Source organism: Agromyces italicus DSM 16388 (assembly GCF_000421545.1).
In the GTDB taxonomy this organism is placed as follows: Bacteria; Actinomycetota; Actinomycetes; order Actinomycetales; family Microbacteriaceae; genus Agromyces; species Agromyces italicus.
The window spans coordinates 743,137-768,648 of sequence record NZ_ATXF01000005.1 but is presented as its reverse complement, the minus strand read 5'-3'; the positions used below and the strand labels follow the sequence as shown (position 1 = coordinate 768,648).

The following is a 25,512-nucleotide window of genomic DNA, read 5'->3' as shown; positions in this document are numbered from 1 at the left end:
GGGCGAGCTGTACGTGGATCTGCCCGAGGGTCGCTACTCCCTCGCGGCCGCAACGAGCCCCGGCGATGTCGACCTGGACGCCGATCGTGATGCCTCGTCGGCACGGCCTGACCGTCGGCGACGTGCGACGACGAACACGACGCCGAGCGCGAGCAGTCCGAGGCCGATCGGCAGCGCGATCAACGACGCCCCGGTGTCGGAGAGCCGTCGCGGTCCCTTCGTGCCGGATGTCGCGACGCCATCGGTTGCGCCCGCTGCGGTTCCGCCCCCGGGGTTCGATCCGGAACCGCTCCCATCGCCGCCTGGCTCACCCGGGTCCGCCGGGTCGACGGGTGCCGCCTCGAACACCGCAATGAGCATGGCATCCGACTCCATCGCCCGGCCTGCGTGGTTCCGCGCACTCGCGAGCACGTGCATCTCGAGTTCGGTGCCGGGTACGAACGCCTCGCCGGGGGTGAACGTGAAGGATCGCGCGATGGGGGCTCCGTCGGGCGTCTCGAGCGGCTCGATGGGGGTGATCGAGCCGGACACGGGCACACCACCCACCATCACCGAGACGGAATCGGTGGTCACGGATGCGGCCTGCATGAGCTGGCTGAACGTCAGCACCAGTTCACCGGTCGCGGTGAGTCCGGTCGCCGTCGGAGCGGCGAGCGGCACCAAGCCCACGTTCACGTCGACGTGCGGCGGCAGCACCTCGAGCACGTCGCTCTTCGCCGGCGCGTATCCCTCGGCCTCATAGCGCACCTGCCAGAACCCGATCGGCACGTCCCAGGCGTATCTCCCTTCGGCATCGGTCAGCACCGGATTCCACTGGCCATACCATTCGGCGTTCCACACCTCCCAGGGGCCCTCGGCCGTGGGTGCATGGAGCACGGTGGCAGTGACGCCCTCGAGTCGGTTGGCCTCGGCGCCCTCGTAGACGAACCCCGACGGGTCGTAGATGTATTCGGGATCCGCAATGGGCTGCCAGGCCTCCTGCATACGCTCCATCCGCTCCTCAGGAGTTTCACCGCAGTTCTTCTCGGTCCCGGTGACGTGTTCGTCGATCTGGTTGATCTGATGCTCGAGCAGCTTTCCCATCGTCTTGTCGCCGACGTAGGTCAAGGCGCTGTAGACGAACTCGGCGGCGGGGCCGGTATTCACGCTGGTGGCCATGGCGAGCGCGTTGAGTCCGTCGAGCGCCATGGACTGCTTGCCGACGTCGTCGACCGCGTCCTCCCAATACGACATGTCGTAGTCGTATTGGCAGGACGACTTCACGTTGTTGATCCGATCCTTCAGCTTGCTGAGGGCCTCATACTTGTCACCGGCCGTCCGAGCGCTCTCGGCGGCGTCGGCTTTGAACGCCCAATCGAGCGCCGTCTTGAAGCCAGGCCGGAACAGTGCGGTGGAGGCTGCCGCCCTGCCACTCGGCGTCATCGACACGGAGGCCGCCGACGCGACGCCCTCGACGGGCTCGAATGACGAACCATCGGCAGGGAGGATCACCTCCATCGAGCCCCCGTTGCCGCCGGGGGCCGCCTCGAACTCGAATCCGGCGATGGGCACGCCCGTCTGCTCCATCAAGCGCCGGTCGTCGTCGGTGAGTTCGACGTCGACCTCCTCGACGACACGGGTGAGCACGCCGACGACCGGCTCGCCGTCCGCCGGCGGGAGGCTCGGGAACAGTACCGTGATCCGCTCGCCCGTTCCGTTCTCGTTCGAAACCGGCGTCACGTCGGTGATCACGAAGTCGCGCATGCCGACAGGCATCAACTCGCGGATGGTCGCCTCGTCGGATGGCACGACCAGTCGCGGGTCGTCGAGCATGAGCGGTTCGGCGCGGCTCGTCACGTCGACCGAGATCGGGCCCTCGTTGCCGAGCCTCAGCGGAATCGTCGCCGTGAACCGGCCGTCGAGGCCACGAATCGCCTCGACCTCGTACGCTCCGAGCTTCACCACGGCTCCGTCCACCTGATCAGGACGATCGAACGTCAGGCCCACCGTGACGTCGCCATCGACGACGACGAACGGGAAGACCGCCACCCCGTCGCGCGGATCGAAGCGAATCGTGCGTCCGCTCGATCCCACGGCGTTCTGATGGACGGCGATCTCGGTAAGGGCGGGGGCCGTGGGATCATACTCGACCATGATCGTGTTCGAGAACATCGATCGTCCATCGCCGACGGCGCTGGCCTGGAACTCGTAGCCCCAGAACAGCCGGCGCTCGGGCAGATCGACTCTGGTCTCCCATCGTCCACCGGGGCCCGCGGTTGCGACACCCACCACAGTGCCACGCTCCGTGATGCTCACCTCGGCGCCTGCCGGGGCAAGACCGGAGAGCACGGCCGTGAACTCCGAGATGCGCTCCGGCCCGTGGATGGTGACTCCTGCGACGTCGACGACGGTGGAGCCGACGACATGCTCGCCGCCGGTTCCCGCGGAGACCAGCGCGGTCACGCGTTGACCGACTCCGACCGACGCATCCGCAGGCACGCGAAGCGTGACCCGCAGGACGCCGGTGTCGCCGGCAGCCAGGTCGCCCAGACGCACCGTCAGGCCGCCGAGCCCGGATCGAGCGGTTACCGGCGAACCATCGAGTATGGTGCCCGCAGGGAGCACCTCCCATCCCGCCGGCGTCGTGAGCCGAAGCTGTGCGCCGCGCACCGCGACGGTCGCCGCGAACTCGATGCGGATCTCCACGGTCTCGCCCGGAGCCGGCTTGTCGAGCGCCACCACGCTGTTCCCGTCACCCGTGAATGCGCCCACCACCTCGTTGATCACGATCTCACCGAGCTGAGTCACCGTGTCGTTCTCGACATCGACAGCCTTCCACGCCGCAGCGCGGCTCCCGGAGTGGTTGATCGCGATGACATACCTTCCGGCGGCGGGGAGTTGGGCGCTGAACGCGGAGCCGTTGCCTGAGATCGCCGTCGACCATTCCTCGCCCATGAGGGTCGCCGTCCACGAGCCGGTCAAGGGCTCGTGATTCCCGTCGAGGAGGGTCGCCTGGATGCCCGCCGGCCAACCGAGCCGGAGGTCGACCTCGTGAATCTTCGCCTCACCGGTAAGGGTGAACGGCTCACTGCACCCGGCCGGTCCCGACACCTGCACCGCGTCCGCGCAGATGCGAACCTCGGTGCCGACCGCACCTGAGATCGTCGCAGAACTCTCGTTGAAGGTTCCGAGCCGGACGGCGCTGGTGTCCGCGTCGACCTTGAGGTGGACCGAGGTCGACCAGTCGATGCCGACCGGCGGGCCCCATTCAGGCTCACCGGGTGGCTTCATGCGAAGATCGACTCGCACCGTCTCGAAGGCGAGCGGCTCGACGTCGATGAGCACATCGTTCGTCGCGTCGAGAATGTGCTGGCGAGTCGCCGATCCGCCGCTCGGCGTCGAGACGCGCAACGTCGACGCGCCGACGTACCCCTCGAGCGCGAACCGGCCGTCATCACCGGTGGTTGCGACGCGCACAAGGTTCTGCCCCGCGATCGTCTGCGAGAGCGTGACGGTCGCGCCTGCGATCGGCTCCCCGTTCTCGCGGATGATTCCAGTGATGATCGCAGCGCCGACCGGGGTCACCTCCACGACGACGTGATTCGCACCGGCCACGAGCACGACCTCGACATCGGGCTGAGCCTCGATCGGGAGCGCCGACGAGGTCACACGCACTCCGACGGTGTCGCCCCCTTGCCAACCACTGGATCGAGCGACGCCGAGCGAGTCGGTCCGGCCGCTCGTGGCGCCGTCTCGGCCCGAGACCTCGACGACCGCGTCACGCAGTGGCTCGCCGCCCGCAATCCGCACCTCGACGTCGAGCGTGGCTTCCGCGGCCAAGCGGAGTTCGACGAATGTCTCGGCGGCAGGGATCGCGCTGAGTCCCGTGCTCGACGCAGCCAGGCTGCCGTTGGCTCGGCGCACCTCTGCTCGAAGGTCGTCAGCCGGGGGCACCGGCACCGTCACGGTCGGCTCGGCAGTGAGCAGTTGCTGGTGGCTGAACTCGGCCGAGGCGCTCGCCACCGTGAGCACATCGCCGGCGATCGCCGCGCCGGCGAAGTCGAGGCGTAATGCGCCGCTCAGCGATGCAGGCAGTCCGGTGGCCTCCGCCGTCGCCTCATGCCCCTCACCGTCGTCGATGGCGACCGCGAGCGCGACCACGCGGTTCACGGGCCCCGCCACGAGCGGATGGCTCGCCGTGTATCGGCCGTCGGTCTGCTCCACGAAGTCGAGCGTCACGACCTCCTCGCCGAAGAGCGTGCCGAGCCGGAGTTCCGCCGTGACGGTGCGATCGGGCTGGCCGGTCACCTGTACCGCGAGCGTTGAACCGAGCGCCAGGTGGCCAGTCGAGAGCTTGGGAGCGCTCCAAGACACCACGGGCGCCGGCAGCGCCGGCGTCGCGACGGCGAAGGATCTGGTGAGCCGAACGGTCGTCTCGCCGCTCACGAGCTCGACACGATACTCGACATCGACACCCGCCGGAACGCCGGTGTCGACGAACGTGGCGGCCGCCGTCTCACCGACGGTCTTGCTCGCGCCGCCGACCGTGCGCACGACGCGATACGTCGCATCGGCCCCGACCGAGTCCCAGCGCAGCGTGACGCGTCCGTCGGCGGCGGCGGACCCGGTGAGCGCTGCGTCGCCGATCAGGACGGCGCCGGTTCGCACCTCGAGTTCGAGCGGGGCGCCGATCTGCCCCGCAATGTTCCTCGGTTCAACGGCGATGCGGTAGGCGGTGTCGGCGGCGAGCCCGTCGAGCAGCGTGGCGCGTGTGGCGGCCGGCACCGTGGTCACGAGCTGCCCGTCAACGCTCACGAGGTAGTCGTCGACGCCCATCGTGTCGCTCGCGGCATCCCATTCCACCCGGACGAACTCGGCACCCGCCTCGACGAGACGCACGGCGGATCCATCTGGCCAGACGGGCGCCGTGGCACTGCGTGACTCCGCCAGATACGCATTCCTCGGACCGGAACGCACGCCCGTGATGAGGTCGTTGTCGGTGTTGAACGTGATCCGCGCTCCGTCGGCGCTGATCTGCGGGGCGAGACTTCGCAGGGTCGAGGTTTCGCGGCCTCCGGGGAACGGATCCCCGCCGTCGGCGGGCGCCGACACCAGTTCGGCCGCTCCAGTCGCTGTATCGAAGGCGAAGACGTCCAGGCCGGCAGCCGGCCGCGCGACCACTGCCGCGAGTGCGGATCCGTCGGCGCTCAGAGTGAGTCCACCCACGAATCGGAGCCACCGCTCGGGCACCTCGAGTTCCCGCCGGTCGCCTGTCGTCCGGTCGAGGATCGTGATGGTGAATGGCACGTCCGCAGTCGGCCAGCTCTGCGGGCGGCTCGCCCACGCCACGACCGAGCCGTCGGCACTGAGACCGAGCCGCGCGGTCCTGAAGTATGGACTGGGCTCGCTCCCGACGTACGCGGCCTCCGACCACTCGAGGACCGGTGCCTCGCCCGTGATGTCGTACAGCGCAACGCTTCCCTCACCAGTCAGGTCGTGGAGCATCACCCGAGTGCCGTCGTCACTGAGTTGCGGGTACGGGTATCGCTGCACGTCGCTGGAGCGCGCCGGAGCGGGAAGTTCCATGAGCAGCTTCGTCGTCATCGTGGCGCCATCGCGCTTGGTCACGAAGAGCCGGCGTCCGTTGTCGTCGTTTCGGAGCAGCATCACGGATGCGTCTGCGCTCATGTCGACGAGCACGAGCTCGTTGAAGCGCGGCAGCTCAGGGGTGGTCGGTACCGGCGTCACCGTCTCGGACTCGGCGTCGTACACGTACGTCCAGAAGGATGCGTCGGTGCCGACCGCAGGCTTCGGCAGATTCTTCACGTTCTCGGTGAACGCGACGTAACGGCCGCCGGTGCTGACCTGCGCACGACCGGCCTCCCACGATGCTCCGATGCTCCCGCTCCCGTGGGGATACGCGTTCACGAGCCGACTCGCCTGCGTCTGGGTGTCGATGAGGAGCAACGCCCGGCCTTCGGCACGCGCATCGGACGTCACCAGGTAGCGGCCGTCGGGACTGATGGCCGTGGCATCCCACCCATCGCCGAGCGCCATCGCCTGCGTGAAATCGTACTCACCGATCTTGCTCAGCGACCACGCCGGCTCGGCCGCGACCGCGACGGGCGCCGTCACGAGGGTCGTCACCGCGACTGAAAGTCCGGCCACGATCCCGAGCGGGCGCCGCAGACGGAAGCGCGGAGCAGAGGACATGTTCGGGGCGGACTGGCGTGAATGTCGGCGCGCGCGCAACGGCATGATCATCAGACTCTCTGGCTGGAGAAATCGAGCATAGGACCGCCTCGGCGGCTGCCGATCCAAGGCGCGGCACCGTCAGAGCGATGTCCATCAGCTAATCAGTGCACGTCGCGCCATCCCACCCCCTGTTCGGGGCAGAAGGGGGTACGCCGGAAGAGTTGAAACTACCAGATCGTCACCCGCTCGGCAGGGTCGAGCCAGAGGGCGTCGTCGGCAGTCACTCCGAAGCCAGTGTAGAACTCATCGATGTTGCGGACGATCTGGTTGCACCGGAACTCGTTCGGCGAGTGCGGGTCGATCGCGAGCAGACGCACCACCTCTTCGTCGCGGCCCTTCATCTGCCAGGCCTGCGCCCACGACAGGAAGAACCGCTGAGCCGGTGTCAGGCCGTCGATCACGGGCGACTGGGCGACGCTGCCGCCCTGCGACAGCACGTACGCCTTCCACGCGATGGCGAGACCGCCGAGGTCGCCGATGTTCTCGCCGATCGTGAGGGCGCCGTTGACGTGCGGGGCTTCGCCGTCGGTGGATGCCTCGGCCGAGGCATCCTCGTCGCCGTCGACCAGCTGCGCCGGGACCAGGGCGTCGTACTGCGCGATGAGCGCCTTCGTGCGCTCTTCGAAGGCGGCGCGGTCGTCGGCTGTCCACCAGTCGGTGAGTCGCCCGTCGCCGTCGTACTTCGAGCCCTGGTCGTCGAAGCCGTGCCCGATCTCGTGCCCGATGACGGCGCCGATCGCGCCGTAGTTCGCGGCCGCGTCACGCTCGGCGTCGAAGAACGGGTACTGCAGGATCGCCGCCGGGAACACGATCTCGTTGAAGCCCGGGTTGTAGTACGCGTTGATCGTCTGCGGGGTCATGAACCACTCGTCGCGGTCGATCGGCTTGCCGATCTTGCCGAGCTCCCGGTTGAACTCGAACTCGGCGGTCGCACGCACGTTGCCGACGAGGTCGCCGGCCGTGATCTCGAGCGCCGAGTAGTCGCGCCACTTCACCGGGTAGCCGATCTTGGGCGTGAACTTCTCGAGCTTGTCGAGCGCCTTCGCCTTCGTGGCCTCGCCCATCCATTCGAGCGCCTCGATCGACTCGCGGTATGCGAGCACGAGGTTTTCGACGAGCACGTCCATCGCCTCCTTCGCGGTGGGCGGGAAGTGCCGGTCGACGTAGATGCGGCCCACGGCCTCGCCCATCGCGCCCTCGACGAGCGAGACGCCGCGCTTCCACCGCTCGCGCATCTGCGGGGTGCCGGTGAGCGTGCGACCGTAGAAGTCGAAGTTCGCCTCGACGAGGTCGCTCGAGAGGTACGCGGCGCTCGAGCGCACGACCTGCCAGGCGAGCCAGTCGCGCCACGCGGGCAGCCGCTCCTCCGTGAGGAGGGCGCCGAGCCCCGCGAGGAACGAGGGCTGGCGCACCACGAGCTCGTCGAAGGCGTGGGCGGGCACGCCCATCGCATCGCGCCAGATCGCGAGGTCGAGGGCGCCGTCCTGAGCCCGTCGAAGGGATGCCTCGTCGAGGACGCCCTGCCAGGGCTTCAGGTTGTAGGTCTTCTCGCTGTCGCGGGACTCGACGTTGTTCCAGTGCACGGCCGCGATGGCGGACTCGAGCTCGAACACGCGGGCCGCCCGCTCGGCAGGCTCGTCGAGTTGGGCGAGCCGGAGCATCCGCTCGAGGTGCGAACGATACGCCTCGCGAACGCTCTCGAAGCGCTCTTCGCGGAAGTAGCTCTCGTCGGGCAGGCCGATGCCGCCCTGCTCGACGAACACGAGGTAGCGCTCGGGGTCGCCGGGGTCGTTGTCGACGTACAGCTGGACGAAGCCCGCGACACCCTGCCGTTCGAGACTGCCGAGGGTCTCGAGCAGGCTCGCCACCGAGCTCACGAGCGAGACGTCGACGAGCTGACCGGCGATGGGCGTGACGCCGAGGAGTTCGGCGCGCTCCTCGTTCATGAAGCTCGAGAAGAGGTCGCCGACCTTGCGCGCCTCGGTGCCGGGCTCGGACTCCTGCGATTCGTGGATGATGTCGCGGACCGCCTGTTCGGCCTCCTCGTGCAACTCGATGAAGGAGCCGAAGCGCGCCTTGTCGGCTGGGATCTCGGTACGTTCGATCCATGCGCCGTTCACGTGGCGGAAGAGGTCGTCCTGCGGACGCACCGCCGCATCGAGTTCGTCCTGCTTGATACCGGAGGGGAGCGCGACGTCGGTCATCCCCCCAGCCTAAGCCGGGGTGGACGTGCTTGGATGTTCCCGACATGAACACGCTCCTGAACATCATCTGGCTGGTGCTCTCGGGCGTCTGGCTGTTCCTCGGCTACGTGCTCGCGGGCGTCGTCATGTGCATCCTCATCGTGACGATCCCCTGGGGCATCGCCTCGTTCCGCATCGCCGGGTACGCGCTCTGGCCCTTCGGCCGCACGGTCGTGCAGAAACCGACCTCGGGCGCGTGGTCGTTCATCGGCAACGTCATCTGGGTGATCCTCGCCGGCTGGTGGCTCGCACTCGAGCACCTCATCGCCGGCGTGCTGCTCTGCGTCACGATCATCGGCTCCCGCTCGGCATCGCGAACTTCAAGCTGGTGCCGGTGTCGCTCGCGCCGCTCGGCAAGGAGATCGTCGACGCCTGACGGCACGCAGCCGCCCGAGTCCCGTGCGCGGTGCTCGACGTGCGGTCGGTGACCCGTCGGTGGCCGCGCCTAGGCTTCAAGGGACATGAGCACCGAGACGCCCTCGCCCCGTACCGTCGACCGAGAGATCCTGCGTCTCGCCGTACCCGCGCTCGGCGCGCTCATCGCCGAACCGCTCTTCCTGCTCGCCGACACCGCGATGGTCGGGCACCTCGGGGCGACCCCGCTCGCCGGCCTCGGGCTCGCGAGCGCGGTCCTGCAGACGATCATCGGGCTCATGGTCTTCCTCGCCTATGCCACGACCCCGGCGGTCGCGCGGCTGGTCGGCACCGGCGATCTGCGGGGCGCGGTCGCGGCGGGCGTCGACGGGCTCTGGCTCGCCCTCGGCATCGGCGTGGTGCTCGCCGTCGCCGGGTGGTTCGCCGCGCCATGGCTCGTCGGCGTGTTCGGGGCGACGAGCGAGGTCGCGGCCGAGGCATCCGTCTATCTCTCGATCTCGATGGCCGGCCTGCCGGCCATGCTCGTGGTGTTCGCCGCCACGGGTCTGCTTCGGGGGCTCCAGGACACGCGAACACCGCTCTGGGTCGCGGGCATCGGCTTCGCCGTCAACATCGCGCTGAACTACCTCTTCATCTACGTGGCCGGGTGGGGCATCGCCGGCTCGGCGATCGGCACCGTCGTCGCCCAGTGGGGCATGGTCGCGGTCTACCTCGTCGTCGTCGCACGGCACGCCGCGCGAGCCGGTGCGAGCCCGTGGCCGCACCACGCCGGGGTGCTGCGGGGAGCCGTCTCGGGCGGCTGGCTGCTGCTGCGCACGGCGAGCCTGCGGGTCGCGCTGCTGCTCGCGACGTGGGCGGCGACCTCGCTCGGCTCGAACGAGCTGGCGGCGTTCCAGGTCGCCATGACGATCTACTTCACCCTCGGCTTCGCGCTCGACGCCCTCGCGATCGCCGCACAGGCGCTCATCGGCCGTGGGCTCGGGGTGGGCGACGTCGTCGCGGTACGGCAGATCCTGCGACGCTGCGTCGAATGGGGCATCGGTGCCGGCGCGATCCTCGGTGCGATGCTCATCGCGACGGCGTGGGTGCTGCCCGGGCTCTTCACGAGCTCCGCCGAGGTGGCCGCACTGCTGCCGCCGGCGTTCGTGGTGCTCGGCCTCTCGGCGCCGCTCGGCGGCCTCGTCTTCGTGCTCGACGGCGTGCTCATCGGCGCAGGCGACGCCCGCTACCTCGCCTGGACGGGACTCGTGAACCTCGCCGCATTCGCGCCGCTCGCACTCGGCGTCGTCGCGGTCGCCCCGGCCGGTGCGGCCGGGCCCGCCTGGCTCATGGCGGCCTTCGCGATCGGCTATCTCGCGGCACGCGCCGTGACCCTCGGCCTGCGGGCACGCGGCGACCGCTGGGTGATCACGGGCGCGCCGGCCTGAGCGACGAACGCCCGACAGGCCGAGGCGTCAGACCGGGGCGTCAGGCCGAGGCGTCTTCGAGCCATTCACGAGCCGCGGCGACGAGCGCGGCCACCCCGACGTCGAGCGTCGGGTCGATCGCCGGCGCGAAGTACGGGGAGTGGTTCGAGGGCAGGTCATCGGGCAAGCGCCCCGCAGCGAACGCCACGAGGTCGAAGCGCGCAGGATCGAACCCGCCGAGAAGCCAGTACACGAGCGGTGCGCCCGCCGCGGTCGCCAGCACCCCGACGTCCTCACTGCCCGAGACGACGCCCGGGTCGAACACGCGTTGCTCGCCGAGCGCCCCCCGCAGCGCGACGGCGGTACGCTCGGATGCCGCCGGCTCGTTGACCGTGAGCGGGAAGCGCTCCTCGAACACGAGCTCGGGCTCGCGCGGCGCCCCTGAAGCGGCCGCCTCGCCCTTCGCGATGCGTTCGATCGCGGCCAGGACCTTCTCGCGCACCGACTCGTTGAAGGTGCGCACGCTGAGGCCGAGCTTCGCCTCGGCCGGAATGATGTTGTTCTTGGTGCCGGTGTGCAACTGCCCGACCGTCACGACCGCCGAGTCGGTGGCGGCGACCTCGCGGGCGACGATGCCCTGGAGCCGCACCGTCATTGATGCGGCGAGCAGCACGGGGTCGACGGTCGCCTCGGGGCGCGAACCGTGCCCGCCCGTGCCGTGGACGAGCACCGAGAGCGAGTCGGCCGCGGCCATCGCCGGACCGGGGCGCAGGCCCACGAAACCGGCCGGCAGGGGTGCGACATGCTGGCCGAGCACGACGTCGGGCGTGGGCACCCGGTCGTAGAGTCCGTCGGCGACCATCGCCTCGGCGCCGCCGCCCTGTTCCTCGGCGGGCTGGAAGAGCACCACGAGCGTGCCCGACCAACCCGAGCGATCGGCCACGAGGCGTTCGGCCGCCCCGAGCAGGCACGTCACGTGCACGTCGTGCCCGCAGGCGTGCATGACGGGCACGTCGTTGCCGTCGGGGTCGACGCCGCGCGCGGTGCTCGCGTACAGGAGCCCGGTCGCCTCGAGGACCGGGAGTCCGTCCATGTCGGCGCGCAGCATCACCGTCGGTCCGGCGCCGTTCGCGAGCACCCCGGTGACTCCGGTGCCGCCGATGCCGGTCGTGACCTCGAGCCCGAGCGCGCCCAGGGTCTCGGCGACGATGCCCGCGGTGCGATGCTCCTCGAAGGAGAGCTCGGGGTTGGCGTGCAGGTCGCGGTAGATGGCTGCGAGGTCGAGAGACATGCCGTCAGCCTAGGACCGAGCGCCCGCCTTCCGGCGGAACGAGTGCCGTCAGCGCGTCAGCGCGTCAGCGCTCGGGTGCGGCCGTCGTGTCGCCCACGTGCAGCGTGCTCGTGAAACACACCGATTCGGGCGCCTCGCCCGCGAGGAGCCTCACCACGGCTTCGCCGGCGGCACGGCCCTTCGCGACCGAGGGCTGCACGAGCGTCGTCAGGTCGTGCTGCAACCCGTCGACGCGGATGCCGTCGAATCCGAGCACGCTGAGCTCGGCGGGGACGGCGATGCCGAGTTCCTCCGCGGCGCGGATCACTCCGGCGGCGAGCAGGTCGCTCTGCGCGATCACCGCTGTCGGCCGGGTCGACGGGTCGGCGAGGATCGCCCGGCCCGCATCGAGGCCCTCCTCGATCAGGCTCGCCGCGGCGACGTGGGCGGGGGCGCCCGGGAAGATCGCGCGGGCCCCTGCGAGCCGTTCGTTCGTGACGCTCGCGGTGCTCGATCGTTCGAGTTCGGGCGTCAGCGCGCCGCGAGTGCGTGCGGCGTCGACCGGCAGTGTCACGATCGCCACCCGTGAGTGGCCGAGCTCGCGCAGGTACTCGGCGCCGCGCCGCGTCGCCTGGAGGTTGTCGATCGAGATCTCGGGCACACCGTCGTCTGCCGAGCCCTCGATGGCGACAGCAGGGATGCCGCGGCGGCGCAGCGCCTCGACCGATTCGGTGAATCGCGGGCTGCAGCCGACGAGCACGACGGCGTCGACGGGTGCGCTCTCGATGCTCACCGCGTTGTCGCCGACATCGCCGGTGTCGGTGAGCAGGAGCAGTCCGGCACCGAGCGGTGCGATGCCCTCCGTGATCCCGTCGAGCATCTGGATCTTCACGGGGTCGAGGAAGGCGGTTCGGATGCGTTCCTCGAGCACCACCCCGACGATGCCCGAACGGCCCCGTCGCAGCGATCGGGCCCGCGGGTCCGGCCCGCCGTAGCCGAGTTCGGCGGCGGCGCCGAGCACACGCTGCTTCGTGGCATCCGACACGGGGCCCGAGCCGCTGAACGCGAGCGACGCCGTCGACGCGGAGACCCCGGCGTGGGCGGCGACGTCCGCCAGCGTCGGGCGGGAGGCGGCATCGGTTCTCGGCGCCGTCGCGGACTGCTCGGAGGATTCGGCAGATTCGGGCTGCATGCGCCCGAGTCTAGGCCGAATCGATTCGATCGTGCCGGATCGACCCGATGCGCCCCGGCTCGGAGGCGGCAGTGACCGGTCGACGAATCGGCCGGCCACTGCTGCGGGAATCACCCTGTGTACTTCGCGAGCGCGACCCGCACCTTGTCGGAGACGACGCCGGTGCCGCCGAGCACGACGATCCGGGTGATGGGCTTCTCGGAGTCGAGCGCTTCGAGTGCCAGAGCCGTTGCGGAGGGGATCGAATCCCGACCGACGAGCAGGATGGGCGCGCCATCGACGGCCGCGACCGGCGCGGCGGCAAGCGCGTCAGGGAGGCCGTCGCCCTGCGCGACATAGACCGTGGAAGCACCCGACGGGAACGCCTTCGCGACGATCGCCGCTGCGGTGGCGTACCGGTCCGTCCCTGCCCAGCGCGTCACTCCCTTGGTCGGATTCACGAGCGACTTCACCTGGCTGACGACGGTCGACGAGACCACCCCGGTGCCGCCGAGGATGACGATCTTCGCCGGCTTGAGTCGCTTCAGCTCGACGGCCGTCTCCTTGGGGATGCGACTCTTCTCGACGAGGAGCACCGGCCCGCCGACGCTGCCGGCCACCGGCGCCCCGGCGAGCGCGTCGGGCAACCCGGTCCCGTTGGCGAGGTACACGGTGCTCACACCGGCCTCGAAGCTCGCCCGCGAGATGCCGGCTGCGGTCTCGTACCGGTTGACTCCGGCGAGACGCGTCACGCTCGTCACGCCGGCGGCACGCGCGATCGCCGTTTCGAGCGACTTCGCCACGACACCGGTTCCACCGAGGATGACGACCTTCTTCGGGTCGAGCCGCTGGAGCTCGAGCTTCGTCTGCGCGGGGAGCGAGGTGGCTGCCGTCAGCAGGATCGGTGCCGCGTCGCGCCCAGCCACGGAGGCCCCCGCAAGCGCGTCGGCAAGCCCGGTGCCACCGGCGACGTAGACGGTGTCGACCCCGGGAGCGAAGCTCTTGCGAGACACCACCGCTGCCGTGTCGTACCGCGATGCGCCGGCGTATCGATCGGTCGCGGACTTCGGCGTGACGGCGGTGCTCGGGCTCGAGGCGACCGAGCTGCCCACCACGTTCCGGGCCTTCACGGTGAAGGTATACGCAGTGCCGTTCACGAGCCCCGACACCGTCGCCGTCTTCGTCGATCCGGACACCGTCGCCGTCTTGCCACCCGGGCTCGACGTCACCGTGTAACCCGTGATCGCCGAACCGCCGGTGAAGCCGGGTGCCGTCCACGAGACGATCGCCCGCGCATCGGCCGCGTCAGCGGTGACGCCGGTCGGCGCGTCGGGTGCACCGACGGGCGTGACGGCGGCGCTCGCATCCGATGCTCCCGAGGTGCCCTTCGCGTTCGTCGCCTTCACGGTGAAGGTGTACGCCGTGCCGTTCGCGAGCCCGGTCACCGTCGCCGTCGTGGCCGAACCGGACACCGTCGCCGTCTTGCCGCCCGGGCTCGACGTCACCGTGTAACCCGTGACCGGGGAGCCGCCGGTCGACGCAACCGCCCACGACACCGTCGCCTCGGCGTTGCCGGCGACCGCCGACACCGCCGTCGGCGCATCCGGCACCGTCGCCGGCGTCACTGCACCGCTCGCGCTCGACGCTGCCGACGACCCCTTCGCGTTCGTCGCCTTCACCGTGAACGTGTACGCCGTGCCGTTCGCGAGCCCCGACACCGTCGCCGTCGTCGCCGAACCGGCGACCGTCGCCATCTTGCCGCCCGGGCTCGACGTCACCGTGTAGCCCGTGATCGCCGAACCGCCGTTCGACGCCGGCGCCACCGACACCGTCGCCTCGGCGTTGCCGGCGACCGCCGACACCGCCGTCGGCGCATCCGGCACCGTCGCCGGCGTCACTGCACCGCTCGCGCTCGACGCTGCCGACGACCCCTTCGCGTTCGTCGCCTTCACCGTGAACGTGTACGCCGTGCCGTTCGCGAGCCCCGACACCGTCGCCGTCGTCGCCGAACCGGCGACCGTCGCCGTCTTGCCGCCCGGGCTCGACGTCACCGTGTAGCCCGTGATCGCCGAACCGCCGTTCGACGCCGGCGCCACCCACGACACCGTCGCCTTCCCGCTGCCTGCGACAGCCGACACACCGGTCGGTGCCCCCGGCACCGTCGCCGGCGTCACGGCGGCACTCGCCGCCGAGGCAACCGATGAGCCCTTCGCGTTCTGCGCTTTCACCGTGAACGTGTACGCCGTGCCGTTCGTCAGGCCGGCAACCGTCGCCGTCGTCGCCGAACCGGACACCGTCGCCGTCTTGCCACCCGGGCTCGACGTCACCGTGTAGCCCGTAATCGCCGAACCGCCGTTCGACGCCGGCGCCTTCCACGACACCGTCGCGTTCCCGTTGCCTGCGACCGCCGACACACCGGTCGGCGCACCCGGCACCGTCGCCGGCGTCACCGGAGCGCTGGCCACAGAGGGCAGCGAGACGCCCCAGCCGTTGGAGGCGTCGACGGTGAAGGTGTAGACGGTGCCGTTCGTCAGGCCCGGCACCTTCGCCGTCAGCGTCGGTGCGATCACCACGACGGACTTGCCGCCGGGGCTGGCGGTCACGCGGTACTCGTCGATCTCCGAGTTGCCCTCGCTCAGTGGTGCCTGCCACGTCACGGTGGCCGACGCGTTGCCGGCCGTGGCCACGACCGAGCGGGGCTCGCTCGAGGCGGCGCGCGCAGCGGTGAAGCTGATGGTGCGACTCGGCGAGGCCTGCTCGAACACGAGGATCTCGGCGTCCTCGTAGGACATCGTCACGCCGTTGCCCTTGATCCACCGGGTGCCGTCGCCCGTGTCGACCTGCACGCGGTAGCTGCCGTTCCGGATGTTCTCGAGCAGGTAGCGACCGTTTACACCGACGTTCATACCGCGATAGTCGCCGCTGTTCGCGGGATCGATCGGCGACAAGGTGAGGTGAACCCCCGAAGCGGCCTTCCCGTCGGGATCGAGCACGGTGCCGGCGATCGTGCGGCCGTTGGCCGCGAACGCGAGGTCGATTCCCGTGAGCGATGCGGTGCCCACCGTGATCGGCACGGTCTGGCTTGCGTCGAGCCCAGCGGCCCAGACGGAACCCTTCACCGTGTAAGAGCCGGCCGGCACTCGCAGCTTCCACGGGGTCGATCCGTTGGAGACGTCGAATGATCCCGCGACTTCACGCGCGTCGGCCGCCTGCACCCTGACTCGAGCCTCCTGGGGCCCGCCCAGGCCCGACACGCCGAGTGCGCCGCCGACCTCGATGCCGGGATCGAGCGTCAACGTGCCGACCTCATTCGTGCTGCCGGGGTCGAACCTCCGGGAGCCGTCGTGCCACTCGCCCCAGGCGAGTCCGCCGTCGACCGCGATGGTCGAGCTGCTGACGTACGGAGCCGGGGCCTCGACCCGAACGTAGAAGCGGTAGGGGATGGCTGTTGTGAGGGTGAAGGAGCCGTCAGCAGCGGTCACGGTCGACCTCGGCGCGGCGTCGCCCGCGTCACCCTGGTTGGCGCCCGTGGTGAGCTTTACGCCTGCGACCGGCGCACCGCCGCTGTTCACGACCCGACCGGTCACGGTCGACTCACCTGCCGCATTCGCTGCAGCGACCACGCCGCCGCCCGCGAGCAGCGCGGTGAGCGCAGTCGCGAGGGTCAGGCGTCGAAGCGCCCGCCCCAATTTCGAACGGATGTCGCGTGGACTCACATCGGAACGCATCGAACGCCCTCTCCCCTTTTCGTCGGGCACCGGGGTGCGCCGCGTACGGCGGCGCCCGAATCGGACGCACGCCTCCGTATCATACGTAACCGCGCGCCCTGGTCCTAGCCGAGGTCGCGAGCGCGGGTCATCCTACTCGGCGGGCACCGCGCCGACCGCGTCGCGCGCCTCGATGAAGGCCGCGACGCAGCGGCGGATCTCGTCGACGGTGTGCGCGGCCGAGAGCTGCACGCGGATGCGCGCGGCGCCCTTCGGGACGACCGGATACGAGAAGGCCGTGACGAACACGCCGCGCTGCTGAAGAGCGTCGGCGATGCGGGCGGTCAGGGCGGCGTCGCCGAACATGACCGGCACGATCGCGTGCTCGCCGGGCAGCAGCTCGAACCCCGCGGCATCCATCAGCTCTCGGAACAGGGCCGCGTTCGCATTGAGCCGCTCACGAAGCGAACCCGAGGTGGAGAGGAGCGTCAGCGCCTCGATCGTGCCGGCGACGATCGCGGGGGCGAGGGTGTTCGAGAAGAGGTAGGGGCGGGCGCGCTGGCGCAGGAGGTCGACGATCTCCTGGCGGGCGGCGACGTACCCGCCGGATGCGCCGCCGAGCGCCTTGCCGAAGGTGCCGGTGGTGATGTCGACCCGGCCTTCGACGCCGCAGTACTCGGGGGTGCCGCGGCCGTTCGCGCCGACGAAGCCGACCGCGTGCGAGTCGTCGACGAAGACGAGCGCGTCGTACCGCTCGGCGAGGTCGCAGATCTCCTGGAGCGGCGCGATGTAGCCGTCCATCGAGAACACGCCGTCGGTCACGATCACGCGGCGGCGGGCATCAGACGCTTCGGCGAGGCGAGCCTCGAGCTCGGCCATGTCGCGGTTCCTGTAGCGGAACCGGCGGGCCTTCGACAGGCGGATGCCGTCGATGATCGACGCGTGGTTGAGCTCGTCGGAGATGATCGCGTCATCGGGCCCGAACAGCGTCTCGAAAACGCCGCCGTTCGCGTCGAAACACGACGAGAAGAGGATCGTGTCGTCGTAGCCGAGGAACCCCGACACCCGTCGCTCGAGCTCGAGATGGAGCTCCTGCGTGCCGCAGATGAACCGCACGCTCGCGAGGCCGTACCCCCATTCGTCGAGTCCGCGGTGCGCAGCCGCGACGATGCGCGGATCGTTCGCGAGGCCGAGGTAGTTGTTGGCGCAGAAGTTCAGCACCTCGCGGCCGGCGACCTCGATCTCGGAGGACTGCGGTCCGTGGATGCCGCGCTCACGCTTCATGAGACCCGCGGCCTCGATCTCGTCGAGCTCGGCGCGCAGCTGCGTCTTCACGTCTCCGTACATCTCAGATCTCCGTTCTCAGATTTCGGTCCAGTCGAGGATGACCTTGCCCACGCCGCCGGAAGCCGCGACCTCGAAGGCACGGCGCCAGTCGCGCGCCGCGTAGCGGTCGCTGATGATGGATGCCACGCGCCCGCGCAGCTCGGAACCGGTCTGCAGCATCGCGCTCATCGAGTTCCACGTCTCGAACATCTCGCGGCCGTAGATGCCCTTGAGCGTCAGCATGTGGGTGACGACCTTGCCCCAGTCGATCGCGTAGGACTCGCTCGGCAGCCCCAGCATCGCGATGCGGCCGCCGTGGTTCATGTTCTCGATCATCTCGGGCAGCGCCTGCGGCGACCCGCTCATCTCGAAGCCGACGTCGAAGCCCTCGCGCATCCCGAGCCGGCCCTGCGCCTCACGCACGCGCTCCTTCGAGACATCCACGACGTCGTCGGCGCCCATCTGCCGGGCGAGCTCGAGGCGCGCGGGCGAGACATCCGAGGCGACGATGAAGCGGGCCCCGACGTGACGCGCGACCGCGATCGACATGAGCCCGATCGGGCCGCAGCCGGTGACGAGCACGTCTTCGCCGACGACCGAGAACGCGAGCGCCGTGTGCACGGCGTTGCCGAACGGGTCGAAGATCGCTCCGACCTCGGGGTCGACCGGAGCGTGGTGCACCCACACGTTCTCGCCGGGGATGACGATGTATTCGGCGAACGCGCCGTCGCGGTGCAAGCCCACCCCCAGCGTACGGATGCACATCTGCCGACGGCCGGCGCGGCAGTTCCGGCACATGCCGCAGACGATGTGGCCCTCGCCCGACACCCGGTCGCCGACCGAGACGTCGTGCACGAGCGGCCCGACCTCGACGACCTCGCCGTAGAACTCGTGTCCTGCGATGAGCGGCGTCGCGATGTTCGACGCGGCCCAGTCGTCCCACTGCTCGATGTGCAGGTCGGTGCCGCAGATGCCGGTGCGGAGCACCCGGATCTTCACGTCGGCGGGGCCGGGCGTCGGTTCGGGCCGTTCGACGAACTCGAAACCGGCGCCGGGGGCGGCTTTGTAGAGGGCCTTCATGACTCGAAAACTCCGTTGTTCGGCGCACGAGCCGCTGGGTACGGCGGCTCGTGCGTGTGGTCCGGTGGGTGCGCCGGATGACTCAGCCATCGTATCGGCGCGAGGTTCGCCACGATCTCGGAGATCTGCACGAATTCGGCTCGACGGGCCGGATTCGATCCGAAGATGCGGCTATCTCCGAGATTGCGGCGGCCTCAGGCCGATGCCGCCGCGGCGGGCTCGGCCTGGCCCGCCTCGAAGTAACGACGAGCTGCGGGTCGAGGGGCGGCACCTCGAGCGCGCCGCCTCGCGGCGTATCCCCGAAATTCTGTGTTCAGTATGTAGCGCGTAATGCGTGATATATGACACGATGACGGCGGCGTCTCGCGGATGAGGCACCGGTCTCCGGCTCGTGCCGGAGACAGCACAGGGTCGGGAACCCGAAGTGCCGGTTCTCCGACCGTCAGGCAGACAACCGATGGAGGTCAACGATGACCACGACGTTCCGACGACGGGGCGGGGCGGGGGCGGCAGTCGCACTGTCCCTCACGCTCCTGTTCAGTCTCTGCACCCCACTCGCGGCGAACGCCGCACCCCCCGCGGCCACGACGGCGAGCGGCGCCGCGCCGGCGTCCGAGATCGGCGCAGCGGACGCCGCAGGTTCGGGCGCGGGCGCGGGCGACGGCATCGGCGGCGACGCACTCGCCGCGACCGCCCCACTCACCGCCAATGAAGCCGTGCACCGCACCGAGGCCGGCGGCGAGGTCGAACTGCCCGAGCGGCCCTCCGCCGAGTCCGCGAGCCGCTCGAAGGCCCGCGCGGCGGCGGCCGAGTGCTCGACCGCCGCGTTCGCCGCCGTGCAGGGCCAGGCCCTCGTCGACCTGGTCCGCGCGAGCACCACCGACTGCGTGAACGAGCTGTTCTCCGTGAAGGGCGCCGAGGCGAAGGCGATCTTCGCGGAGTCGCAGATGGTGTCGGTCGCGAAGGCACTACGCACGGTGGCGCAGAGCTACCCCGGTGACAACTCCACCTCGGCGGCGCAGCTCGTGCTGTTCCTCCGGGCCGGCTACTACGTGCAGTACTACGACGCAGCGAACGTCGGCGCCTACGGCAGCGCACTGTCGAACGCGACCGCCGGAGCGCTCGACGCCTACTTCGGCAACGCCCGCTCGCGCGACGTGACCGATGCGAACGGCGAGATCCTGAGCGAGGCGGTCATCCTGATCGACAGCGCCGAGCTCAACGCGCGCTACCTCGATGTCGTCGAACGGCTGCTCACCGCCTACGACGTCGACTACGAGGCCTCCTGGTGGATGCGCAACGCCGTGAACAACACCTTCACCGTGCTGTTCCGGGGGCACCAGGTGCCGGCGTTCGTCGCGGCCGTCGCGGCCGACCCGGGCGTGCTCACCACGCTCCGCGATTTCGCCGTGGCACACCTCGACCTCGTCGGCGGCGACTCCGGCTTCCTGCCGTCGAACGCCGGCCGCGAGCTCGCGCGGTTCCTCGGCGACGACGCCGTTCGAGCGGCCGCCAAGCCGCTCGTGATCGACCTGCTCGGCCGTACCTCGCTCGACGGGCCCGCCGCTCCGCTCTGGATCGCGACCGCGACGGTCGTGAACTACTACGACGGCGGCGCCTGCGCCGCGTACGGCACGTGCGACCTCGCCGAGCGCGTCTCGGCGTCCGTGCTGCCGGTGCGCCACGACTGCTCGGCCGGCATCACCATCCGGGCCCAGGAGATGAGCACGCAGGAGCTCACGACGAGCTGCGAGAGCCTGCTCGCGCAGGACCGCTACTTCCACGCGGTCGCGAAGGACCCGGGCCCGGTGCCGAACGACGTCAACGACCGGATCGAGGTCGTCGTGTTCGACTCGAGCGCCGACTACGGCGACTACGCCGGTGCGATCTTCGACATCGACACGAACAACGGCGGCATGTACCTCGAGGGCGACCCCGCGGCATCCGACAACATCGCCCGCTTCATCGCGTACGAGGCCGAGTGGCTGCGCCCCGCGTTCGCCGTGTGGAACCTCAACCACGAATACACGCACTACCTCGACGGCCGATTCAACATGCACGGCGACTTCACCGAGAACATGCAGACCCCGACGATCTGGTGGGTCGAGGGCTTCGCCGAGTACATCTCGTATCACTACCGCGGCGAGGCGTACACCGCGGCTCAGTCGGCGGCGGCGCTCGGCACGTTCAAGCTGAGCGAGCTGTTCGACACCTCGTACGATCACGGCACCGAGCGGATCTACCGCTGGGGCTACCTCGCGGCGGCCTTCCTGCTGAACGAGCACCCGAGCGAACTGCAGACGGTGCTCGGCTCGTACCGCGCCGGCGATTGGGACGAGGCGCGCACGTACCTCATCGAAACGATCGGCACCCGCTACGACGCCGAGTTCGCGGCGTACCTCACCCGCTGCGCCGCCGGCGACTGCAGCGACGAGCTCGGCGGAGGCGACACCGAGCCGGTGAACGCGGCCCCGGTGGCCGCGTTCACGAGCAGCGTCGATGGGCTCCGGGTCGCATTCACGGATGCCTCGACCGACTCCGACGGCACGATCACCTCGTGGAACTGGTCGTTCGGCGACGGACAGAGCTCGAGCGAACGGCACCCCACGGTGAGCTACGCCACGGGCGGCGACTTCACGGTGACGCTCGCGGTGACCGATGACGACGGCGCGACCGCGACGACGACGAGCACGGTGAAGGCCGTCGGCGGCAGTGGGCCCGGCACCGGGCTGCCCGAGTGCGACAGCGCCGACACGCGCGTGCTCGAGAACGGGTGCGCGCGGTCGGCGCGGTCGGGCTCGGGCGGCCAGACCGACCACCTCCTCATCTGGGTGCCCACCGGAACCCCGCGCGTCACGGTCGAGACCTCGGGCGGCACCGGCGACCTCGACCTGTACTACAACTGCTACGGCTGGGCCGACCGCACCGCGCACGTCGCGCGCTCGACCGTGCCCGGCAGCACCGGCGAGCGGGTCGTGGTCGAGTGGCCGCAGCCCGGTTGGAACTACGTCGCCCTCACCGGTGTGACCGATTTCGCGGGGGTGAGCGTCACGGCGAGCTTCTAGGTTCCTGCTTCCCGTGCTCGTGCGGTCCGGTCCTCCGGGCCGCACGAGCCGTTCCGGGCCGCACCCGCCACCCGCACCCGCCCCCGTACCCGCCCCCCGCACCCGCCCCCTACCCGTACCCGTACCCGTACCCGTACCCGCCCCCGTACCCGCCACAGCCACGGATATCACCACGACTTCGGATGGGTTCACGCCGTGGCATCCGAAATCATGGCGATACCCGAAAGCATGGCGACGGTCGCCGCTGCTGTTATCGTGGTCGAATCGATTCGAGAGGCACGATCGCCTCGCTCCCGAAGACCCAGACGAGAAGCAGCCGATGACCGAACCCGCCAGCGCCGCCGCGCGATCGACCCGCCCCACGGGCGAGCTCATCGCGTGGCGCAACGCGATCTTCGCGATCTTCTTCCTGAGCGGGCTCAGCATGGCGAGCTGGGTCGCACGCATCCCCGCGATCCGCGACGACACCGGGCTGAGCACGCAGGGCGTCGGGCTCGTCATCCTGGGCGGCTCGATCGGCTCGGTGCTCGGCCTCGTCGCCGCCCCGTGGCTGCTCGCGCGGCTCGGCGCACGCGCGGGCATGATCCTGGCGCTCGTCACCGTCTCGGTCGGCCTCGTCTTCGTCGGCATCGGCGGTTCGGCGCTGCCGTCGGTGCCGCTCGTCGTCATCGGCCTCGCCCTCTTCGGCTTCGGCAACGGCGCCGTCGACGTGATGATGAACGTCGAGGGCGCCGAGGCCGAGCGCGAACTCGGGCGCACGGTGATGCCGCTCATGCACGCGTTCTTCAGCTTCGGCACGGTGGCCGGCGCGGGCATCGCTGCGGCCGCATCGGCGACCGGCATCCCCGTCTCGGTCCACTTCGGCGTCATCGCGCTCCTCATCGCCGTCGCGATCGTCGTCGCGGTGCGCTTCGTGCCGCTGCGCGCCGAGGTCGGCGACAACCTGCACACGGATGCCCCGCGCCCGCCCTTCACCGAGCGCCTCCGCAAGGACCTCGCCGTCTGGGGCGACGTGCGACTGCTGCTCATCGGCGTGATCATGCTCGGCATGTCGTTCGCCGAGGGATCGGCCAACGACTGGCTCGCTCTCGCCGTCGTCGACGGGCACGGTTTCGACGAGACGACCGGCGCGCTCATGTTCGGCGTCTTCACCGTCGCGATCACCGCCGCCCGGGTGGTCGGCGGCCCCCTCATCGACCGGTTCGGCCGCGTGCCGGTGCTGCGCACGCTGGCCGTCGTGGGCATCGCCGGGCTCACGCTGTTCATCTTCGGCACCGAGACGTGGATGCTCCTCGTCGGCACCGTGCTCTGGGGCGTCGGCTCGTCGCTCGGATTCCCGGTCGGCATGTCGGCCGCGGCCGATCACCCGACCGATTCGGCGGCTCGCGTGAGCGCCGTCGCGATCATCGGCTACTGCGCGTTCCTCACCGGCCCTCCGCTGCTCGGTTTCATCGGCGAGCACTTCGGCATCCTCAACGCGCTGCTCGTGATCCTCGGCCTCCTCGTGCTCTCGGCGCTCGCGGCGCCGGCCGCCCGCGAGCGCGCGCGCCCCGTGGCATCCGACCGCACGTAGACTCGTCGGGTGCGTCTCGTCATCGCCCGCTGTTCCGTCGACTACGCGGGGCGGCTGCAAGCCCACCTCCCGCTCGCGACCCGCCTGCTCATGGTGAAGGGCGACGGCAGCCTTCTCGTGCACTCCGACGGCGGCAGCTACAAGCCCCTCAACTGGATGAGCCCGCCCTGCACGCTCGCGACGAACGAGCCCGACGACGAGCAGCGCGAGGCCGGCGTCGTCGAGCTCTGGACGGTCACGCACAAGAAGACCGCCGATCGCCTCATCGTCTCGATCCACGAGGTGCTGCACGACTCCGCGCACGAGCTCGGCATCGACCCGGGCCTCCAGAAGGACGGCGTCGAGGCGCACCTGCAGAAGCTGCTCGCCGAGCAGATCGAGCTGCTCGGCGACGGGCACCGGCTGGTACGACGCGAGTACATGACGGCGATCGGCCCGGTCGACATCCTCGCGACGGATGCCGCGGGCGCCTCCGTCGCCGTCGAGTTGAAGCGGCGCGGCGACATCGATGGCGTCGAGCAGCTGACCCGCTACCTCGAGCTCATGAACCGCGACCCGCTGCTCGCCCCCGTGACCGGCGTGTTCGCCGCGCAGGAGATCAAGCCGCAGGCGCGCACCCTCGCCGAGGACCGGGGAATCCGCTGCCTGGTGCTCGACTACGACGCGATGCGCGGCGTCGACGACGGCGACTCGCGGCTGTTCTGAGCTTTACTCAGATTCTTGCGTCCTAGGATGTCACGGTGACCTCCCCGACCCTCTCCCCCACGCGCACGTGGTCGGCCGTGCTGTTCGATCTCGACGGCACCATCATCGACTCCGCCACCGACATCACGGGCTCGCTCGCGTACATGTTCGCCGAGATGGGTCTGCCCGTGCCATCTGATGAGAGCCTGCGCGCCTACGTCGGCCCACCGCTGCTCGACAGCCTGCGCATGACCGCGGGCTTCTCGGACGCCGAGGCCCGGGAGGCCCTCAATGTCTACCGCGCCCACTACGGCAAGCACCTGCTGAGCTCCCCGGTGTTCCCCGGCGTCGCCGGCGTGCTCGAGCGACTCCACGCCGCCGGCATCCCGATCGCCCTCGCGACGTCGAAGCCCGAGACGATGGCGCGAAAGGTGCTCGACCACGCCGGACTCAGCCGGTATTTCACCGTGATCACCGGGGCGAGCGCAGACGAAGAGCGCAGCACGAAGGCCGACGTCGTCGCCGAGGCGCTCCACCGTCTGACGGCGCAGGGCGTCGACACCGCGCACTCCGTGATGGTCGGCGACCGCGGCTACGACACGCTCGGCGCACTCGCCAACGGCGTGCCGACGATCCTCGTCGAATGGGGCTACGGCTCACCGGCCGAGGCCGGCGACGCGATGGCGGTCGTGCACTCGGCCGACCAGCTGCGCTCCCTGCTGCTCGGCTGAGGGCGGTGCCCGGGGCGACCGCGTCGGGTCAGTAGATCGAGCTCGGTCCGACGACCTCGACCGTGAACGTCACCGACTCGCCCGTCTCCGTGTTGTCGAGCGTCACCTCGGTCTCGCCCGGCGCAGTCGCGGTGAGCCCGGGGTCGAACTGCGCGCTGCCGTCGTCGCGGCCGGGTGTGAACTCCACGATCGCGGGGTCGCCGATGTCGGCCGTCCACGCCGCGTACGTCTCGTCGTCGCCGGTGAGATCGATGGTGCCGCCCTCGTCGACCTCGACCGTCGTGCCGTCGACCTCCCCGAGGTCGACGATGACGGGCGGAATCGACTCGGTGGGCGATGAGCACCCGGCGAGCGCGAGGCTGCCGACCGCCACCGCGAGCATCGCGGATGCCACGCGCGCACCCCGGGTGCGGCCGCAGGTCGTTCGATCGGATGCCACCGTGTTCCCCCCGCGTGTCGACCTCGAATTCTACTCAACGGCGATCTCCGGCGGAAGCGATCGCCGGACGCACTGCACGGACTCGTCGAATCAGCAGACGAATGTGCGGACTTCTCCACAGTTTCGGCTCAGGTCTTCCCCAGCCGGGCCCGTTAACGGCAGGATTCCGAATACGTCCGTCCACCGACGGGCGCCGTGCGTGTCTCGA

General features: G+C 70.1%; 13 protein-coding genes and 1 pseudogene. 6 read left to right on the top strand and 8 right to left on the bottom strand.

Annotation, left to right across the window (positions count from 1 at the left end; all coding sequences use genetic code 11):
• Nucleotides 1-33: 33 nt before the first annotated feature.
• Together H516_RS0107960 and H516_RS0107955 are read right to left on the bottom strand one after the other, a co-directional pair.
• Nucleotides 34-6,147: a carboxypeptidase regulatory-like domain-containing protein gene (locus tag H516_RS0107960; protein WP_157432183.1), complete on the bottom strand. Its 6,114-nt coding sequence runs from the start codon at nt 6,145-6,147 to the stop codon at nt 34-36.
• 254 nt (nt 6,148-6,401) lie between these two features.
• Nucleotides 6,402-8,438 (bottom strand): M13 family metallopeptidase, encoded by a 2,037-nt coding sequence (locus H516_RS0107955; protein WP_022889195.1) that lies wholly within the window; start codon nt 8,436-8,438, stop codon nt 6,402-6,404.
• A 44-nt stretch (nt 8,439-8,482) separates the two neighbouring features.
• Here H516_RS0107955 and H516_RS20920 point away from each other — a divergent pair.
• Nucleotides 8,483-8,853: pseudogene (locus H516_RS20920) on the top strand (YccF domain-containing protein).
• A gap of 85 nt (nt 8,854-8,938) precedes the next feature.
• Nucleotides 8,939-10,279, top strand: coding sequence for an MATE family efflux transporter (locus tag H516_RS0107945; protein WP_022889194.1), 1,341 nt, complete (start codon nt 8,939-8,941; stop codon nt 10,277-10,279).
• Between the two features lie 40 nt (nt 10,280-10,319).
• On the opposite strand, the gene H516_RS0107940 is transcribed toward H516_RS0107945, so the two are convergent.
• The 5 genes from H516_RS0107940 to tdh all read right to left on the bottom strand — a co-directional run bounded on the left by H516_RS0107940 (nt 10,320) and on the right by tdh (nt 18,812).
• Nucleotides 10,320-11,549 carry an amidohydrolase gene (locus H516_RS0107940; protein WP_022889193.1) on the bottom strand — a complete coding sequence of 410 codons (1,230 nt, stop codon included), beginning with the start codon at nt 11,547-11,549 and terminating at the stop codon, nt 10,320-10,322.
• A 64-nt stretch (nt 11,550-11,613) separates the two neighbouring features.
• Nucleotides 11,614-12,720 (bottom strand): LacI family DNA-binding transcriptional regulator, encoded by a 1,107-nt coding sequence (locus H516_RS0107935; RefSeq protein WP_022889192.1) that lies wholly within the window; start codon nt 12,718-12,720, stop codon nt 11,614-11,616.
• A 110-nt stretch (nt 12,721-12,830) separates the two neighbouring features.
• Nucleotides 12,831-16,427 (bottom strand): fibronectin type III domain-containing protein, encoded by a 3,597-nt coding sequence (locus H516_RS0107930; protein WP_084620462.1) that lies wholly within the window; start codon nt 16,425-16,427, stop codon nt 12,831-12,833.
• Between the two features lie 132 nt (nt 16,428-16,559).
• Nucleotides 16,560-17,753: a glycine C-acetyltransferase gene (locus tag H516_RS0107925; RefSeq protein ID WP_022889190.1), complete on the bottom strand. Its 1,194-nt coding sequence runs from the start codon at nt 17,751-17,753 to the stop codon at nt 16,560-16,562.
• A gap of 15 nt (nt 17,754-17,768) precedes the next feature.
• Nucleotides 17,769-18,812 (bottom strand): L-threonine 3-dehydrogenase, encoded by a 1,044-nt coding sequence (gene tdh / locus H516_RS0107920; RefSeq protein ID WP_022889189.1) that lies wholly within the window; start codon nt 18,810-18,812, stop codon nt 17,769-17,771.
• A gap of 470 nt (nt 18,813-19,282) precedes the next feature.
• Between tdh and H516_RS0107915 the strand changes: the two genes are divergently transcribed.
• From H516_RS0107915 to H516_RS0107900, 4 genes are all read left to right on the top strand, one after another.
• The gene (locus H516_RS0107915; RefSeq protein ID WP_022889188.1) at nt 19,283-21,877 is read left to right on the top strand and encodes a collagenase; all 2,595 of its coding nucleotides are present in this window, start codon (nt 19,283-19,285) and stop codon (nt 21,875-21,877) included.
• A 319-nt stretch (nt 21,878-22,196) separates the two neighbouring features.
• The gene (locus H516_RS0107910) at nt 22,197-23,450 is read left to right on the top strand and encodes an MFS transporter (RefSeq protein WP_022889187.1); all 1,254 of its coding nucleotides are present in this window, start codon (nt 22,197-22,199) and stop codon (nt 23,448-23,450) included.
• A gap of 9 nt (nt 23,451-23,459) precedes the next feature.
• A complete protein-coding gene (gene nucS / locus H516_RS0107905) occupies nt 23,460-24,155 on the top strand; it encodes an endonuclease NucS (RefSeq protein WP_022889186.1) in 696 nt (231 codons plus the stop codon).
• A 35-nt stretch (nt 24,156-24,190) separates the two neighbouring features.
• Entirely contained in the window at nt 24,191-24,865 is a 675-nt protein-coding gene (locus H516_RS0107900; RefSeq protein WP_022889185.1) for an HAD hydrolase-like protein, read from the top strand.
• Between the two features lie 28 nt (nt 24,866-24,893).
• Here the strand turns inward: H516_RS0107900 and H516_RS0107895 are convergent, their stop codons facing one another.
• Entirely contained in the window at nt 24,894-25,304 is a 411-nt protein-coding gene (locus H516_RS0107895) for a hypothetical protein (protein ID WP_157432182.1), read from the bottom strand.
• Nucleotides 25,305-25,512 lie beyond the last annotated feature (208 nt).

Bases quoted from the DNA above. Each gene is read 5' to 3' on its own strand.
- H516_RS0107955 (WP_022889195.1), bottom strand. From the start codon at position 8,438: ATGACCGACGTCGCGCTCCCCTCCGGTATCAAGCAGGACGAACTCGAT.
- H516_RS0107945 (WP_022889194.1), top strand. From the start codon at position 8,939: ATGAGCACCGAGACGCCCTCGCCCCGTACCGTCGACCGAGAGATCCTG.
- H516_RS0107940 (WP_022889193.1), bottom strand. From the start codon at position 11,549: ATGTCTCTCGACCTCGCAGCCATCTACCGCGACCTGCACGCCAACCCC.
- H516_RS0107935 (WP_022889192.1), bottom strand. From the start codon at position 12,720: ATGCAGCCCGAATCTGCCGAATCCTCCGAGCAGTCCGCGACGGCGCCG.
- H516_RS0107930 (WP_084620462.1), bottom strand. From the start codon at position 16,427: ATGCGTTCCGATGTGAGTCCACGCGACATCCGTTCGAAATTGGGGCGG.
- H516_RS0107925 (WP_022889190.1), bottom strand. From the start codon at position 17,753: ATGTACGGAGACGTGAAGACGCAGCTGCGCGCCGAGCTCGACGAGATC.
- tdh (WP_022889189.1), bottom strand. From the start codon at position 18,812: ATGAAGGCCCTCTACAAAGCCGCCCCCGGCGCCGGTTTCGAGTTCGTC.
- H516_RS0107915 (WP_022889188.1), top strand. From the start codon at position 19,283: ATGACCACGACGTTCCGACGACGGGGCGGGGCGGGGGCGGCAGTCGCA.
- H516_RS0107910 (WP_022889187.1), top strand. From the start codon at position 22,197: ATGACCGAACCCGCCAGCGCCGCCGCGCGATCGACCCGCCCCACGGGC.